Here is a 15,494-nt window from a genome sequence, read left to right as displayed (position 1 = left end):
AGCGCACAGCAATTAAGCTTCCAGGTCGGCGAGGTCGCCTTTTTCCTGCAGCCAGTTACGACGATCTTCCGAACGTTTCTTCGCCAGCAGCATGTCCATGACACGCAGCGTTTGCTCTACATCGTCATCGCTGACCGTCAGTTGGACTAACCGGCGCGTGTTGGGATCGAGTGTGGTTTCACGCAGCTGCAACGGGTTCATTTCACCCAGACCTTTGAAGCGCTGAACGTTAGGCTTGCCCTTTTTACGCTTCAGCTGCTCCAGCACACCCTCTTTCTCATCTTCGTCCAGTGCGTAAAAGACTTCTTTACCGAGATCGATGCGATAAAGCGGCGGCATAGCGACGTAAACGTGACCATGTTGTACCAGCGTACGGAAGTGCTTCACAAACAGCGCGCATAACAAGGTGGCAATATGCAGGCCATCGGAGTCCGCATCCGCAAGAATACAGATCTTGCCGTAACGCAGTTGGCTCAGATCTTCACTGTCTGGATCGATACCGATCGCCACAGAAATATCGTGCACTTCCTGCGATGCCAGCACTTCATCGGACGACACTTCCCAGGTGTTCAGGATCTTACCTTTGAGCGGCATGATCGCCTGATATTCACGATCGCGCGCCTGTTTGGCCGACCCACCCGCGGAATCCCCTTCCACCAGGAACAGTTCGGTTCGGTTCAGATCCTGCGCGGTACAGTCCGCCAGTTTGCCCGGCAGCGCTGGGCCGCTGGTCAGCTTTTTACGCACCACTTTCTTGGCGGCGCGCATGCGGCGCTGTGCGCTGGAGATCGCCAGCTCGGCCAGCATTTCTGCAGCCTGCACGTTCTGGTTCAGCCACAGGCTGAAGGCATCTTTAACCACCGCAGAAACAAAGGCCGCGCACTGGCGTGAAGACAGGCGCTCTTTGGTCTGACCGGCAAACTGCGGGTCCTGCATTTTCACCGACAAGACGTAGGCGCATCGATCCCAGATATCTTCCGCCGACAGTTTCACACCGCGTGGCAGAATGTTGCGGAATTCGCAGAACTCGCGCATCGCATCCAGCAGGCCCTGGCGTAAACCATTAACGTGGGTACCGCCTTGCATGGTGGGGATCAGGTTGACGTAGCTTTCCGTCAGCAGTTCACCACCTTCCGGCAGCCACAGCAGCGCCCAATCTACCGCTTCCACATCACCGGCAAAGCTACCGACAAAAGGCTTCTCTGGCAGCGTGGGCAGACCGTTGACCGCTTCGCCCAAATAATCGGTGAGGCCATCTTGGTAGAGCCAGGTCTGCTCGGTATCGTTGACTTTATCTTTGAAGACAATTTCCACGCCCGGACAGAGCACGGCTTTGGCTTTCAGCACATGTGTCAGACGAGAAACGGAAAAGCGTGGGCTGTCGAAGAAACTTTCATCTGGCCAGAAATGGACACGCGTGCCGGTGTTGCGCTTGCCTACCGTACCTGTAACGGTGAGATCCTGCACTTTATCGCCATTTTCAAAGGCGATGTCATACACTTCGCCATTACGACGCACCGTGACTTCTACGCGTTTTGACAGGGCGTTCACCACCGAGATCCCTACGCCGTGCAGGCCGCCTGAGAACTGGTAGTTTTTGTTGGAGAATTTACCGCCCGCATGTAAACGGCAGAGGATCAGCTCAACGGCGGGTACGCCTTCTTCTGGGTGGATATCCACCGGCATGCCACGGCCGTCGTCGATCACTTCCAGCGACTGGTCAGCATGAAGAATCACTTCCACGCGTTTAGCGTGACCGGCCAGCGCCTCATCGACGCTGTTATCGATCACTTCTTGTCCTAAATGGTTAGGACGCGTGGTATCGGTATACATCCCCGGACGACGACGCACCGGTTCAAGGCCGGTTAAGACCTCAATCGCATCGGCATTATAGCTTGATTGGCTCATCGTAACTGTCTGATTAGCAATATGAAAATGGGCCCATCCCGCAGCAATCAGGGAGCATTTAATCCCAGGAAATCAATCATCTGCGCAAAATGGCGTTCGAATCCGATATAGGCATGATTACCGCCTTCTTCGACCGTCTGGCGGCACGCGCTGTAATATTCCAGCGCCTGGCGGTAGTCGAGCACCTCATCGCCAGTTTGTTGCAGCAACCAGAGTAAATCGGGCGCTTCAAGCGGGTCAATCTGCATCACTTTCAGATCGTAAATGTGGCGAGACTCTAACACATATTGCTGGCCAGTGTAGGGATTCCGGTTTTCGCCGAGATAATCCACCAGCAGTTCAAACGGCCGCACGGCAGGATTGACCACGACCGCAGGCAACATAAAACATTGCGATAGCCAGGTGGCGAAGTAACCGCCGAGAGAGGATCCCACTAACCCCAGCGGTTCACCTGCATACTGCATCACCAACTCTTCCAGCATGCTGGCCGCTTCTGCCGGAAACGTGGGCAGTTGCGGCACCAGCACATTGAGGTGGGGATGGTGCTCATGTACCCACTGTTGCAGTTGCGTGGCTTTAGCCGATTGCGGTGAACTGTTGAATCCATGCAGATAGATCAGCGCCGCCATCGTTTAGTAGCCCTCGGAATCAAGGTCAGGGCGGAACATATCACTTTGCAGACGGTTCACTTCGGTTTCCAGCAAGCCATCCGCTTTCAGCGTTAACCAGCGCCAGCCCGGCGCGACATTATCAATGGTGAAGCTGGTGCAGTGCGGTTTGAACTGCACGCAGGTCGACGGTGAAGCCAGCACGCGGCGACCATGCCAGTCGAGATCCAGCTCCTGATGAATGTGACCACAAACCAGGTTTCGTGCACGCGGGAAGTGTTGCAACACCGCTTCTAACTGATGCGGATTACGCAGGCTATGCTGATCCAGCCAGGTGCATCCTGATGCCAGCGGATGATGGTGCAACAGCACCAGCGTGTGACGCTCCGGATGTTTGCGCAGCGCGATGTCCAGCCATTCCAGCTGGTATTCACTTAGCATGCCATGCGGTACGCCAAACACCTGGCTATCCAGCAACACCAACTGCCAGTGCTCCCCCAGCAAAACATGTTTGTCAGAGGCGATACCCGCTTCGGCCAGCGTATCGACCATGGCAGGTTGAAAATCGTGATTTCCCGGCAGCCAGACGCACGGCTTCGGCAGGCGTGTAATACCCGCTACGAAGTGTTGATAAGCTTCGACGGTGTGATCCTGGGCGAGATCGCCAGTGGCGATAATCAGATCGTAATCGTGCTGTTGCGCCGTGATGGCGTCCAGCACCGCATCAAAACTCGACCAGGTATTTACCCCAAGCAGCGATTGATGTTTTCCTGCAAAAAGATGGGTATCCGTGATTTGTAAAATCCTGATATCGGCCCCATTTGCCGCAGGAAGAGTGAGCAGGCTATCCAAAGCGTTTCCTTTATCTCCACGCCATTGTTATCAGCAAACCGGCACGGCCACAGCACCGTGCGCCAGACAATATCGCAACCAATCGGCAAGAAACTGGTTAATCTGATGTTTTTCATCGCGCTGATGCAGTTTTTTATTAGGATAATCATAGCGCGCTTTGAAACGATAGATCTGCTGAGTGGAACACACTTCAGCGACCATCGCGTCATGGTAGAGCCGCACCGACATCGATGGCAGGCTCCAGTAACTGACCGTAGGGGCCACCTGGCGAACCTCCACCAGCGTGGTATAACGCGTCGACTCTTGGATGGTGAGCTGATAACTGGCGCCGTTCACCTGATAGATCACCGACGCGCCTGCCTCGTCATTTCGCGGCAGCAGGCGACGCAACTGGGCGAAATTGGTTTCGCACAGACGCATCATTTCGGGAAAGTCAGGGGTATAGCGCTGTTTCATTTTAGCTTCCACTCTTGTCGTAGTTTCTCATGGTGCAACGCCAGCCATTGCAGGGCGATGACAGATGCCGCGTTATCAATAATCCCCTCTTCCACCCAACGGTAAGCCTGTTCACGGCTCACCACATGGACAAGAATATCCTCATTCTCTTCCTCCAGCCCGTGATTTCCTTCTGCCAGGCTGGCATCCACTTCGCCCACCAGCACCGACAAACGTTCAGACGTTCCGCCTGGGCTGGCTAAGTAATTCACTATCGGTTTAATGCGCCCCACCTTGAGGCCAGCTTCTTCTACCGCCTCACGACGCGCGACATCTTCTGGGGTTTCGCCCGGTTCAATGATACCGGCCACCATCTCCAGCAGCCAGGGCGTTCGGCTGGAATCAAAAGCCGGGATACGGATCTGTTCGATCAATACCACTTCATCGCGTTTGGGATCATAGGGTAACAGCACGGCGGCATGTCCGCGCTCAAAAACTTCGCGCACCACTTCACCACTCATATCGCCGTTAAAGCGGCGGTGACGGAAACGGTAGCTGACGATGGAAAAAAAACCATCGTAACGTGTTTCACGTGCAATAATTTCTACATCGTTTTTTGTGAAAGTCACAGGGGATTTTTTTTCACCCGCCATCATCTGGCTCCTTATGCAGATTGGGATGGAGCGAAGAAAAGCCAACCCTTGTGCTCCGTCCGAGTGGTTCTTTCTGAATTATTTACGTAAATTAGGGGAAGAAGGCACGTTCAGCCAACTTATCTCTGACGCCGCCTCTGTAGAATCGGCGATTATTTTTTGGCTTACCTGCAGCACTACCAGTGCAATTTGCTGCAACAAAAGGAATGCAAATGAAAAAACTGCTCCCACTTTTTATTGGGTTGAGCCTGGGCGGATTTAGCCTTGCCAGCCAGGCAGAAAACCTGTTGCAGGTTTACCAGCAGGCGCGCCTTAGCAACCCGGATCTGCGTGCTTCAGCCGCTGACCGCGATGCAGCCTTTGAGAAAATTAACGAAGCGCGTAGTCCTTTATTACCACAGCTGGGTTTAGGCGCAGATTACACCTATAACAACGGTTACCGTGACAGCAGCGGTCTCCATTCCAACACGACCAGCGCTTCTCTGCAATTAACTCAAACTATTTTCGACATGTCGAAATGGCGCGCTCTGTCGTTGCAGGAAAAAACAGCCGGGATTCAGGACGTCACCTATCAGGTTGCCCAACAGGATTTGATCCTGAACACTGCAACCGCGTATTTCAACGTGTTGAAGGCGATTGATACCCTTTCTTACACAGAAGCGCAGAAACAGTCTATCTACCGTGAACTGGATCAAACCACTCAGCGTTTTAACGTTGGACTGGTTGCCATCACCGATGTTCAGAACGCCCGAGCGCAATATGACAGCGTGCTGGCCAACGAAGTGACGGCGCGTAACAACCTCGATAACGCGGTGGAATCTCTGCGCCAGATCACCGGCATGGATTATCTGGCACTGGCATCACTGAACATCGATCGCTTCAAAACTGCCCGTCCAGATGCAGTAGCAACACTGCTGAAGCAGGCTGAAAGCCGTAACCTCAATCTGTTATCTGCTCGTTTGAGCCAGGATCTGGCGCGTGAACAGATTCGTTCTGCTGAATCTGGCCATATGCCAACGCTGGATCTGACCGCTTCAACGGGCATGTCTAACAGCAAATATGGCGGCAGCCGTGCGAATCAGAGTTCAGGTACCACCGATTCCATCACGGGATCCAACCAGGTTGGTCTGAGCTTCTCACTGCCGCTGTACAGCGGTGGTTCGGTGACCTCTCAGGTGAAGCAGGCGCAATATAACTTTGTCGCCGCCAGCGAACAGCTGGAAGGTGCGCACCGCAGCGCCATCCAGACCGTGCGTTCATCCTTCAATAACGTTAACGCCTCTATCAGTAGCATCGATGCTTACAAACAGGCCGTTGTGTCTGCCCAGAGCTCACTGGATGCGATGGAAGCCGGATACCAGGTCGGTACGCGTACTATCGTGGATGTGTTGGATGCAACCACCACACTGTTCAACGCCAAACAGCAGCTCTCTGATGCACGTTACAGCTATCTGATTAACCAGCTGAATATTAAATATGCGCTGGGTACGCTGAACGAGCAGGATTTGCAGGTGCTGAACAGCTCGCTGGGCAAAGAAGTGACCACCGCACCTGAAGTGGTTGCTCCGGAAAACAGCCAGCAGGCTTCACGCGTGGATAATGGTCCAAAAGCCACCACCGCTTCAGCCGCAGCGAAAACCCGTCCGGCAGCCGCTCACAGCAGTGGAAATCCATTCGGTAATTAATCTGTTAAGGGGTCGCTTACGGCCCCTTTCGCATTCAAACGTATATACACGTCATCATTCAAGCTACAGCGGCGTTGGCTGCTCTCGCTCACCCGAATCACTTACTTTTGTAAGCTCATCGGGACTCCCTCGTTTGCCGCCTTGCTGCACCGTAAATAATTTAGTGTATAACAACGTAAAGATCCCCCAGCCATCCGGCTTCTCGCTTCATTTTCCACCACTCATCACCTATCCTAAGCCACACCTTTGGGCACAGGATGAAACAAAATGAAACGGACTAAAAATATTCGTCATGCCGCTTTTCGTAAAAGCTGGCAGGCACGCCACCTAACGCCGGTTGCACTCGCGGTGACCGCAGTGTTTATGCTGGCTGGCTGCGAACAGAGCGATGAAACAGTCTCGCTGTATCAAAATGCGGATGATTGTGCGAAAGCCAATCCAAGCCAGAGCGCACAATGCACCACGGCGTATAACAACGCGGTGAAAGAAGCTGAACGTACCGCACCGAAATACGCTACTCGTGAAGATTGCGTGGCGGAATTTGGTGAGAACCAATGCCAGCAGACGCCAGCTCAGGCTGGCGTTGGCACCACCGCCAACAATGCTGAAGCACAGCAGAGCGGTAGCTTCTGGATGCCACTGATGGCAGGTTACATGATGGGCCGTCTGATGGGCGGTGGCGCAGGCTTCGCGCAGCAGCCGCTGTTCTCACCGAAAACACCGAATAGCCCAGCCAACGGTCAATTTGTTGATGCCTCAGGCAAAAACTACGGTGCTGCTACTTCAGGCCGTACCATGAACGTGCCGAAAACCGCCATGGCACCGAAACCAGCGACTACTTCTACAATTACCCGTGGTGGCTTTGGTGAAACGGTCGCGAAGCAAAACACCATGCAGCGTAGTAATGCTACCAGCACCAACCGCAGCAGCACCGGCAGCAGCCGTTCGATGGGAGGCTAAGCCGCAGTATGCAACGCATTGCCATCAGCGAACGCCCGGACTGGCGTGAAAAGGCCAACGAATACGGTTTCCAGTTTCACACCATGTACGGCGAGCCTTACTGGTGTGAAGAGGCTTACTACCAGTTCACGCTGGCGCAAGTTGAGCAGTTAGAAGAGACCACCGCCGAACTGCACCAGATGTGCCTGCAGGCCGTCGAGAAAGTGGTGAACAGTGATGAACTGCTCACCCGTTTCTGCATTCCGAAACATACCTGGGATTTCGTACGTGATTCCTGGAAATTGCGTCAGCCTTCGCTCTACTCACGCCTGGATTTAGCCTGGGATGGCAAAGGTGATGCCAAGCTGCTGGAGAATAATGCCGATACGCCCACCTCGCTGTATGAGGCGGCGTTTTTCCAGTGGATCTGGCTGGAAGATCAGGTACGTGCAGGCAACCTGCCGCAAGGCAGTGACCAGTTCAACAGCCTGCAGGAAAAGCTGATTGAGCGCTTCGCTGTGCTGCATCAAGAGCATGGTTTTAATCTGCTGCACTTCGCCTGCTGCCAGGATACCGAAGAAGATCGTGCTACGGTGCAATATATGCAGGATTGCGCCACCGAAGCGGGCCTGCCGAACGAGTTCCTCTACATCGATGAGATTGGGTTGGGTGAGAGAGGTCAGTTCACCGATCCGCAGGATCAAGTGATCAGCAACCTGTTCAAACTCTATCCGTGGGAGTTCATGCTGCGCGAAGTGTTCTCCACTAAGCTCGCCGATGCGGGTGTGCGCTGGTTAGAGCCTGCGTGGAAGAGCATCATCTCAAATAAAGCGCTGCTGCCCCTGCTGTGGGAGATGTTCCCGAATCATCCTAACTTGCTGCCCGCCTATTTTGCTGATGACAAGAATGCCCCGCAGATGGACAAGTACGTGGTGAAACCGCTGTTTTCTCGTGAGGGTGCCAACATCCGCATCATCGAGAATGGTCAGGAAATCGCGCGTGCTGACGGCCCGTATGGCGAAGAAGGGATGATTATTCAGCAGTTCCATCCGCTGCCTAAATTTGGCGATAGCTACACGCTGATTGGTAGCTGGCTGATTGATGATCAACCTGCCGGTATCGGTATTCGTGAAGATCGCGCCCTGATCACTCAGGATCTGTCTCGCTTCTACCCGCACACCTTTATCGAATGATCGCTGAGCCGCCCGAAACATTCGGGCGGCCAGCGCGTTAACCGATCTGCACAGACATCATACTGATCGCGCCCATCTCCATTCCTTCGATCGGAATCGTAATAGACTCATCATCGGCACGCGCGCCGAGGATATACAGCAACGGCAGATAGTGCTCGGGTGTGGGGTTCGACAGCTCTGCGCCTTCGTGCTGCAGGTAATTCACCAATGGGTGATCTGCTACAGCGCCTTCAAAATTCAGGTTCTCACGCACAAATTCATTGAAGCTCTCGGCCCACGGATAGGCTGTCGCAGCGCCCTGCCAACGCAGCATACGCAAATTGTGCACCACGTTGCCGCTGGCAACGATCATCACACCTTCATCACGCAGCGTTGCCAGTTTGCGACCCAACTCGAAGTGCCACTCAGCTGGTTGGGTACCATCAATACTCAACTGCACCACTGGGATATCCGCGTCCGGGTACATTTTAGTTAAGACGCCCCATGAGCCGTGATCAAATCCCCAATCGTGATCGGCATGCACGTCAATTGGTGCCAGCATATCGATCACTTCTTGTGCCAGTTCGGGTGAACCTGGCGCTGGATAACGCACATCAAACAGAGCCTGTGGGAACCCCCCGAAATCGTGAATGGTGCGTGGATTATTCATCGCCGTTACCGAGGTACCGCGAGTGTACCAGTGCGCCGACACCGCCAGGATGGCACGCGGACGCGGCAAAGTTTCACCCAAATGCTGCCATGCGCGGGTATAAGGGTTGTCTTCCAGTACGTTCATCGGGCTGCCGTGACCTAAAAACAGTGCGGGCATACGGTTGTGGCTCATGAGGGTTCCTCTGACGAAGTGTCGCTTTATTAATCGCTACGATACGCGCTTTCGTGCCGGTAATAACGCTGATAACGGTGATGATGTCTGTCAGGGAATTTGAATAAGAATTTAGGGTGGGATGATGATGGACGGCGCAATTCATTGCGTATCTGTCAGCAGCATTGCCGCTTTAGACACGCACGATAAATCACGCCGCTACGGTTATTTGCCCGTCAGGGCGGCCTTGAAGGCCGCGCCCTACAGTCCGAGTCAAGGACGGGCGCACCCGCTCTTCGTTGGGGCGCGCCCGGCGGCGGCGGCCTCGACAAGGTTTAGCTTGCCTGGCGTGTCTCGCGCTCGCGGCGGTAAGCCACCAGGTCTTCGATGGTCACGACCGGCATATTGTGTTGCTTAGCAAACACAATGGCTTCCGGCGCATGCGCCATGCTGCCGTCGTCGTTGGTGAGTTCACACAGCACGCCAGCGGATTTGAATCCCGCCAGTGTGACCAGATCGATCGTGGCTTCCGTGTGACCACCACGAGAAAGCACACCGCCTTCGCGGGCGCGCAGTGGGAAGACGTGGCCTGGACGATTGAGATCGCTTGGTTTAGCACCATCGGCAATCGCAGCGCGAATGGTGGTGATACGGTCTGCTGCAGATACGCCGGTTGTCACACCGGTAGCCGCTTCGATGGTCACGGTGAAGCCGGTGCCATAAGAGCTGGTGTTGGTTTCGACCATCATGGGCAGATCCAACTGCTGGCGGCGTTCTTCAGTAATGCACAGGCAGACAATGCCGCTGCCGTGGCGAATGGTTAGCGCCATCTGCTCTACGGTCATGGTTTCGGCGGCAAAGATCATATCGCCTTCGTTTTCACGATTTTCATCGTCAAGCACCATTACACCGCGAGCGTTACGCAGCGCATCGATGGCGCGTTCTACACGCTGTTCAGGCGTGCCAAATTCAGAAAGAAGCGTCTGATTCATGGTAAAAAACCTTATAAAAAATATATGAGTTACCAGAACCAGGGCGTGCTTAGGAGTGCGCAAAAAAACACATGGCAAAAACGTGACGCGGGCATAAGCCCGGCTGATGTCGTTACCCTCTCCCATCCGGACTCTAACCGTCGGCCCCGGAATTACACCGGATCTGCTGACCTTTCACTGTAAAGCAAAAGCGCTCGCGGGCTTTCAGCCGAAGCTGATTTACCGCCGGTGGGGAATTTCGCCCCGCCCTGAGAATAAGCGAGGTCACTATAACGCCAATCATCTGGACGGGCAATCGCCAAAAGTGCAAATGCTTTTGCATTTCCTGCGTTGCGCAATTCAGGTTTAACCTTTTCGGTTCTGGCATTACACTTACCCTTTGTTGAGTCGGAACACGCGCTGTTATCAGCCACCGCAACCAGGAAATCACCATGATCGACACGAAAAAAATTGAACAACTGGCTCGCCAGGTACATGAAGCTATGCCGAAAGGCATTCGCGACTTTGGCGACGATGTCGAAAAGAAAATTCGTCAGGTATTGCAGGCGCAATTAACCCGCATGGATCTGGTTAATCGGGAAGAATTTGATGTGCAGACGCAGGTGTTACTGCGCACGCGTGAGAAGCTGGCCGCACTGGAACAGCGCCTGGCAAAACTGGAGAGTGAGAGCCCTGCCGCTCCGGCTCCTGCGGTGGTGACACCGGATCCAGCGGGTAAAATCGATACACCACAGTGATGTTGCGGCGTGCCTTGGCACGCGCGCAATAGCATCGGCCGGCCTGAATGCCCTAATGCCGCTTAGGGCATTTTCACACCGGTGCGCATAAATGCACACCCTACGTAACCGCGCACGATCATCGTAGGGTTGCCATTTATGGCGACCAATATGCGCCTGAATGACAAAAATCAGGCCTTAAGGTCGCCCCGACAGCATCAATGGCTGCGGATGGTTTTGATGATATTGGTGGTAGAGATACCGTCTTCAAAGTTAAGCACACGCACATCGCCGCCGTTGGCCCACACTTCTTTGCTGCCCGCGATATCTTCCGGTTTGTAATCCCCCCCTTTCACCAGCAGATCGGGGAGCACTTCAGCGATCAAACGCTGCGGCGTGTCCTCTTCAAACAACACCACCCAGTCCACTGCTTCCAGCGCGCCCAGCACGATCATGCGGTTTTCCTGTGGGTTAACCGGACGTGTTTCTCCTTTCAAACGTTTGGTGGAGGCATCACTGTTCACTGCAACGATCAAACGATCGCCCAGCTTGCGCGCATTCGCCAGATAGGAAACGTGGCCTGCGTGCAGGATGTCGAACACGCCATTAGTCATCACGACTTTTTCACCACGCTGACGCGCCTGGGCAACGGCCGCTTTAAGCTCAGATTCCGTCATCACGCCAAATCCGCTGTCCGGACGCGCGTGAATGGCATTTTCCAGCTCAACGGTGCTGACAGTCGAGGTGCCCAGCTTACCGACAACCACACCGGCTGCCGCATTGGCGAGGAAGCAGGCTTCTTCAAGGCTATCGCCCGCCGCCAGCACCGCGGCCAACACGCCAATCACCGTATCGCCCGCACCGGTGACGTCATACACTTCCTGCGCTTGTGTTGGCAGGTGTAATGGCGCTTTACCCGGTTGCAGCAATGTCATGCCGTTCTCTGAACGAGTAACCAACAGAGCAGAGAGGTCGTAGTCAGCGATTAACTGCATGCCACGGCTGACAATCTCTTCGACCGTTTTACACTTACCGACCACCGCCTCGAACTCAGACAGATTTGGAGTCAGTAAGGTTGCGCCACGATAGCGTTCAAAGTCGGTGCCTTTCGGGTCGATCAGCACCGGAACCTTGGCTTCACGTGCCAGCTGAATCATGGTTTCGACGCTGCTTAACGCGCCTTTGGCGTAGTCTGATAGCACCAGCGCACCGGCCTGCGCCAGCGACTGACGCATACGATCGTGGATCGGCTGTGGATCAACCTGTTCGAAACCTTCTTCGAAATCGAGGCGGATTAACTGCTGGTTACGTGATAACACACGCAGCTTAGTAATCGTCGGGTGGCTTTTCACCGCAACGAAATCGCAGTCAACCTTCACCTTCTGCAGCGTTTCACTCAGTACGCGTGCTGCGTCGTCTTCACCGGTCAGGCCAATCAAACGCGATACCGCACCCAGTGCAGCGATGTTCATGGCCACGTTTGCCGCGCCGCCCGGACGTTCTTCAATGGTGTCCACTTTCACCACCGGCACCGGAGCCTCAGGTGAAATACGGCTTGTAGGACCATACCAGTAGCGATCTAACATCACATCGCCGACAACCAGCACAGCGGCTTTGCCAAAAGCAGGCAGCGTTACTTTCATTCCAAAGACTCCAGACTTCGTACTTCAGTCAAAATATTGCGCGGATAGTAGCATAAAGCCAGCATACTTCGAGCCACTGGTGCGATGGCAACGCCTGTTTACCCCAGCCTTGTAAGCTCCTGGGGATTCACACACTTGCCGCCTGACTACAGCTCAAATTATCTCGGGTTAGCTTGTGAACGACTACTCCGCGCCATCAGATTCGGTGGCGGCCAGCCAACGCTGCCAGCTGTGATGAACAGCAGCGCGTTCGGCGGCAAAGGACTCTGGCGCAACATGCCCCGGAAGCTCCTGCAATGCCAAATGGTGCAGGGCATCTCGCAGTGCCATGTAGGCATGGGTAAGCGCCTGCGCTTCTTCTGCCTGCATGATGTCCTGACGCGCCATCAATTCAAAAATGCGCACATTGTCCGACCAGCGCGTCAACGCAGGCTGTTCGGCCGCGTAGCCTAAGACAAGATATTGCGCGATGAATTCAATATCGGTTATCCCGCCTTCATCGGTCTTAATTTCCCAGCGCCCTTTGTGCTTGTTGCTGAGATGCGCACGCATCTTCTCGCGCATCTCGCGCACTTCTTTTTGCAACGTACTGCGCTCACGCGGCAGGCAGAGAATGCCACGGCGGATCTCATTGAAGCGGTCGCACAGTGTGGTCTCACCAAACACAATCCGGGCGCGCACCAGCGCCTGATGTTCCCAGGTCCAGGCTTCATTGCGCTGATATTCATCGAAGGCGGAAAAGGTACTGACCAGCATTCCCGCTGCGCCAGAGGGACGCAGACGTGCATCGACTTCATACAAAATACCGGACGAGGTGCGCGTGCTAAACAGATGCATCACGCGCTGAGCCAGACGCAGGTAGAACTGGCGGCCATCAATGACGCGTTCGCCGTCGGTTTCCGCATCATCCGGGCAATCGTGCAGGAACACCAAATCCAGATCGGAACTGTAACCCAATTCCCAGCCGCCCAGTTTGCCGTAGCCGACCACGGCAAAACCACGCTCATTGTCGCTGGTCAGATGCGAGGGGCGGCCATAACGCTGCACCATCATTTGCCAGGCTTGCTGTACCACTGACTCAATGATGGCTTCAGCGAGCCAGGTTAAGTGATCGCTCACTTTCATCACCGGCAGCGTTTCTGCGATATCAGCCGCGGCGATGCGCAGATGTTGCGCCTGCTTAAACTGACGCAGTGCTTCCAGCTGTTGCTCTTCATCATCGGTGGGAATACGCAGCAGATACTGACGCAGTTCATCACGATAGGCATCGGTCGCGGTGGGTTGATACAGCGTGGCGGGATCGAGTAATTCATCCAGCAGCAGCGGATAGCGCGCCAGCTGGCTGGCGATCATCGGCGAGGCGGCGCACAAGCGGATAAGATGACGCAACGCGCCATGATACTCCGTCAGCAGTTCCAGATAGGTACTGCGGGTTAAAACGCCCAGCAGCAGCGGTGTCAGACGTCCTAACACCACATCTGCATCTTCGCGCGGACACACTTCACTGAGCAAACGCGGCATCAGTTGATCAAGTGCGAGGCGGCCACGCGGGCCAATGGTGCGACGACCCACGTCCTGACGGAAGCTGTTCAGCGCGTTAAACAGCGCGTGGCGTTGCGCTTCATCCAACTGCGGCACCACAGGAATTAAATCACTCTCTTCCAGCGTGTCCTGCCACAAGCCGGCAAATTCCGCCAGCTGCGGTTGGTCGTCGACGTCTGGCGCATCATCGCCAATCAGTTCATCAAAGATACGGCGCACACCCGCCATTTGCTGCTCAAGTTGCTGCATCAGTGCATCCCAGTCCGCTGCCCCCATCGCCCACGCCAGGCGTTGACGGTCGAGTGGGTTTTCCGGCAGCGTTTGCGTCTGCTCGTCGTTGATGCTTTGCAGCAGGTTTTCCAGGCGACGTAGGAATAGATAAGCGTTATGCAAATGCTCGACCTGCTGTGAGGTCAATAATGCCAGTTCACCAATCGCCTTCAGCGTAGGTAACAGGGACCGGAGTTGTAGTGAGCGCTCACGTCCACCACGAATCAACTGGAACACCTGCACGATAAACTCGGTTTCGCGAATACCGCCTGCCCCGAGTTTGATGTTGTCTTTCAGGCCACGACGACGCACTTCACGCGCGATCATGCCTTTCATGTTACGCAGCGACTGAATCACGCTGAAATCGATGTAGCGGCGATAAACGAAGGGACGCAGCATTTGCTGCAGCTCCTGGCTCCAGTGGCCGTGATCGTCGCCCATCAGCCGCGCTTTCACCATCGCGTAGCGTTCCCAGTCGCGGCCTTGTTCCTGGTAATAATCTTCAAGTGCAGCAAAGCTCAGCACCAGTGGGCCGCTGTCACCAAAGGGGCGCAGGCGCATATCCACGCGATAAACAAAGCCATCCACGGTGGGCTGATCCAGCACTTTAATCAGGCGTTGGCCCATGCGAGTAAAGAACTGCGCGTTGTCGAGTTCACGCCGTCCACCCTGCGTTACGCCGTTTTCCGGCCAGGCAAAGATCAGATCGATATCAGAGGAGAAGTTGAGTTCGCCGCCACCCAGCTTGCCCATGCCCAGTATCAGCATCGGCTGCGCTTCGCCGGCGTCATTGGTCGGGGTGCCAAAATCGCGGCTGCAGTCCTGCCATACCCAGTCACGTGCGGTAGCGATAAGAATCTCCGCCAGGGTGCTGAGTTGCGTCAGGCTCTGTTCAGTATTGGCGTGTTGCAGCGCCTGCATCCATGCAATACGCACCAGCATATGACGACGGAACAGACGCAGTTCGCGCATCAGCGAGGCTTCATTCTCCACCGATTGCAGCGCACCCTTCAGCCAGGTCGAATAATTCTGCCACTCATCCGCCACCGGTGGTTGCTGCTGAAGTTGTTGCCACCATTCCGGGTGCTGCTGCAGGTTATCAACAATAAAGTCACTAAAGGTCAGCGCACCCGCCTGTTCTGGCGTAAAGGCCGAAGGCGGCACATTAAGGCGCTCGGCCACGATAGCTAACTGCGCCTGCATCAGCGCCGGTAACGGTAACAACATCTTCCCTCCCTGATGAGATAGTGCGTCGG

Annotated in this window: 13 protein-coding genes and 1 riboswitch; of the genes, 4 read left to right on the top strand and 9 right to left on the bottom strand. The window is 54.9% G+C overall.

Features of this window, described 5'->3' with window-relative positions:
* Positions 1–12: 12 nt before the first annotated feature.
* The 5 genes from parE to nudF are packed head-to-tail and all read right to left on the bottom strand — an operon-like array spanning position 13 to position 4,456.
* On the bottom strand, positions 13–1,908 hold the full coding sequence (gene parE / locus LK04_RS02005) for a DNA topoisomerase IV subunit B (RefSeq protein WP_039328580.1): 1,896 nt from the start codon (positions 1,906–1,908) through the stop codon (positions 13–15).
* 47 nt (positions 1,909–1,955) lie between these two features.
* Entirely contained in the window at positions 1,956–2,537 is a 582-nt protein-coding gene (gene yqiA, locus LK04_RS02000) for an esterase YqiA (RefSeq protein WP_039328578.1), read from the bottom strand.
* A 3-nt stretch (positions 2,538–2,540) separates the two neighbouring features.
* Positions 2,541–3,368 (bottom strand): 3',5'-cyclic-AMP phosphodiesterase, encoded by an 828-nt coding sequence (gene cpdA / locus LK04_RS01995; RefSeq protein WP_039328576.1) that lies wholly within the window; start codon positions 3,366–3,368, stop codon positions 2,541–2,543.
* 30 nt (positions 3,369–3,398) lie between these two features.
* Positions 3,399–3,824, bottom strand: coding sequence for a DUF1249 family protein (locus tag LK04_RS01990; RefSeq protein ID WP_039328574.1), 426 nt, complete (start codon positions 3,822–3,824; stop codon positions 3,399–3,401).
* A complete protein-coding gene (gene nudF, locus LK04_RS01985) occupies positions 3,821–4,456 on the bottom strand; it encodes an ADP-ribose diphosphatase (protein WP_039328573.1) in 636 nt (211 codons plus the stop codon). Before nudF ends, LK04_RS01990 begins: the two co-directional genes overlap by 4 nt.
* 212 nt (positions 4,457–4,668) lie before the next feature.
* Between nudF and tolC the strand changes: the two genes are divergently transcribed.
* The 3 genes from tolC (at position 4,669) to LK04_RS01970 (ending at position 8,273) form a co-directional block, all read left to right on the top strand.
* A complete protein-coding gene (gene tolC, locus LK04_RS01980; protein WP_039328571.1) occupies positions 4,669–6,141 on the top strand; it encodes an outer membrane channel protein TolC in 1,473 nt (490 codons plus the stop codon).
* 267 nt (positions 6,142–6,408) lie between these two features.
* The gene (locus LK04_RS01975; protein ID WP_039328569.1) at positions 6,409–7,101 is read left to right on the top strand and encodes a DUF1190 family protein; all 693 of its coding nucleotides are present in this window, start codon (positions 6,409–6,411) and stop codon (positions 7,099–7,101) included.
* 8 nt (positions 7,102–7,109) lie between these two features.
* Positions 7,110–8,273 carry a glutathionylspermidine synthase family protein gene (locus tag LK04_RS01970; protein WP_039328568.1) on the top strand — a complete coding sequence of 388 codons (1,164 nt, stop codon included), beginning with the start codon at positions 7,110–7,112 and terminating at the stop codon, positions 8,271–8,273.
* A 37-nt stretch (positions 8,274–8,310) separates the two neighbouring features.
* On the opposite strand, the gene ygiD is transcribed toward LK04_RS01970, so the two are convergent.
* The gene (gene ygiD / locus LK04_RS01965; RefSeq protein ID WP_039328566.1) at positions 8,311–9,096 is read right to left on the bottom strand and encodes a 4,5-DOPA dioxygenase extradiol; all 786 of its coding nucleotides are present in this window, start codon (positions 9,094–9,096) and stop codon (positions 8,311–8,313) included.
* Between the two features lie 314 nt (positions 9,097–9,410).
* On the bottom strand, positions 9,411–10,067 hold the full coding sequence (gene ribB / locus LK04_RS01960; protein WP_039328563.1) for a 3,4-dihydroxy-2-butanone-4-phosphate synthase: 657 nt from the start codon (positions 10,065–10,067) through the stop codon (positions 9,411–9,413).
* A gap of 110 nt (positions 10,068–10,177) precedes the next feature.
* Positions 10,178–10,327: riboswitch (FMN riboswitch) on the bottom strand.
* Between the two features lie 171 nt (positions 10,328–10,498).
* Here ribB and ubiK point away from each other — a divergent pair.
* Positions 10,499–10,804, top strand: a complete 306-nt coding sequence (ubiK, locus tag LK04_RS01955; protein ID WP_034828368.1) for a ubiquinone biosynthesis accessory factor UbiK — start codon at positions 10,499–10,501, stop codon at positions 10,802–10,804.
* Positions 10,805–11,001: 197 nt separating this feature from the next.
* Here the strand turns inward: ubiK and hldE are convergent, their stop codons facing one another.
* Together hldE and glnE are read right to left on the bottom strand one after the other, a co-directional pair.
* On the bottom strand, positions 11,002–12,426 hold the full coding sequence (hldE, locus tag LK04_RS01950; protein ID WP_039328559.1) for a bifunctional D-glycero-beta-D-manno-heptose-7-phosphate kinase/D-glycero-beta-D-manno-heptose 1-phosphate adenylyltransferase HldE: 1,425 nt from the start codon (positions 12,424–12,426) through the stop codon (positions 11,002–11,004).
* 183 nt (positions 12,427–12,609) lie between these two features.
* Complete coding sequence (gene glnE / locus LK04_RS01945; protein WP_039328557.1) at positions 12,610–15,465, bottom strand: bifunctional [glutamate--ammonia ligase]-adenylyl-L-tyrosine phosphorylase/[glutamate--ammonia-ligase] adenylyltransferase; 2,856 nt, start codon at positions 15,463–15,465, stop codon at positions 12,610–12,612.
* Positions 15,466–15,494 lie beyond the last annotated feature (29 nt).

The sequence above is a fragment of the Pantoea vagans genome (assembly GCF_001506165.1).
GTDB classification, from domain to species: Bacteria; Pseudomonadota; Gammaproteobacteria; order Enterobacterales; family Enterobacteriaceae; genus Pantoea; species Pantoea vagans_C.
Note: the sequence above shows the minus strand (reverse complement) of the source record. Positions and strands in the feature narration are given on the sequence as shown.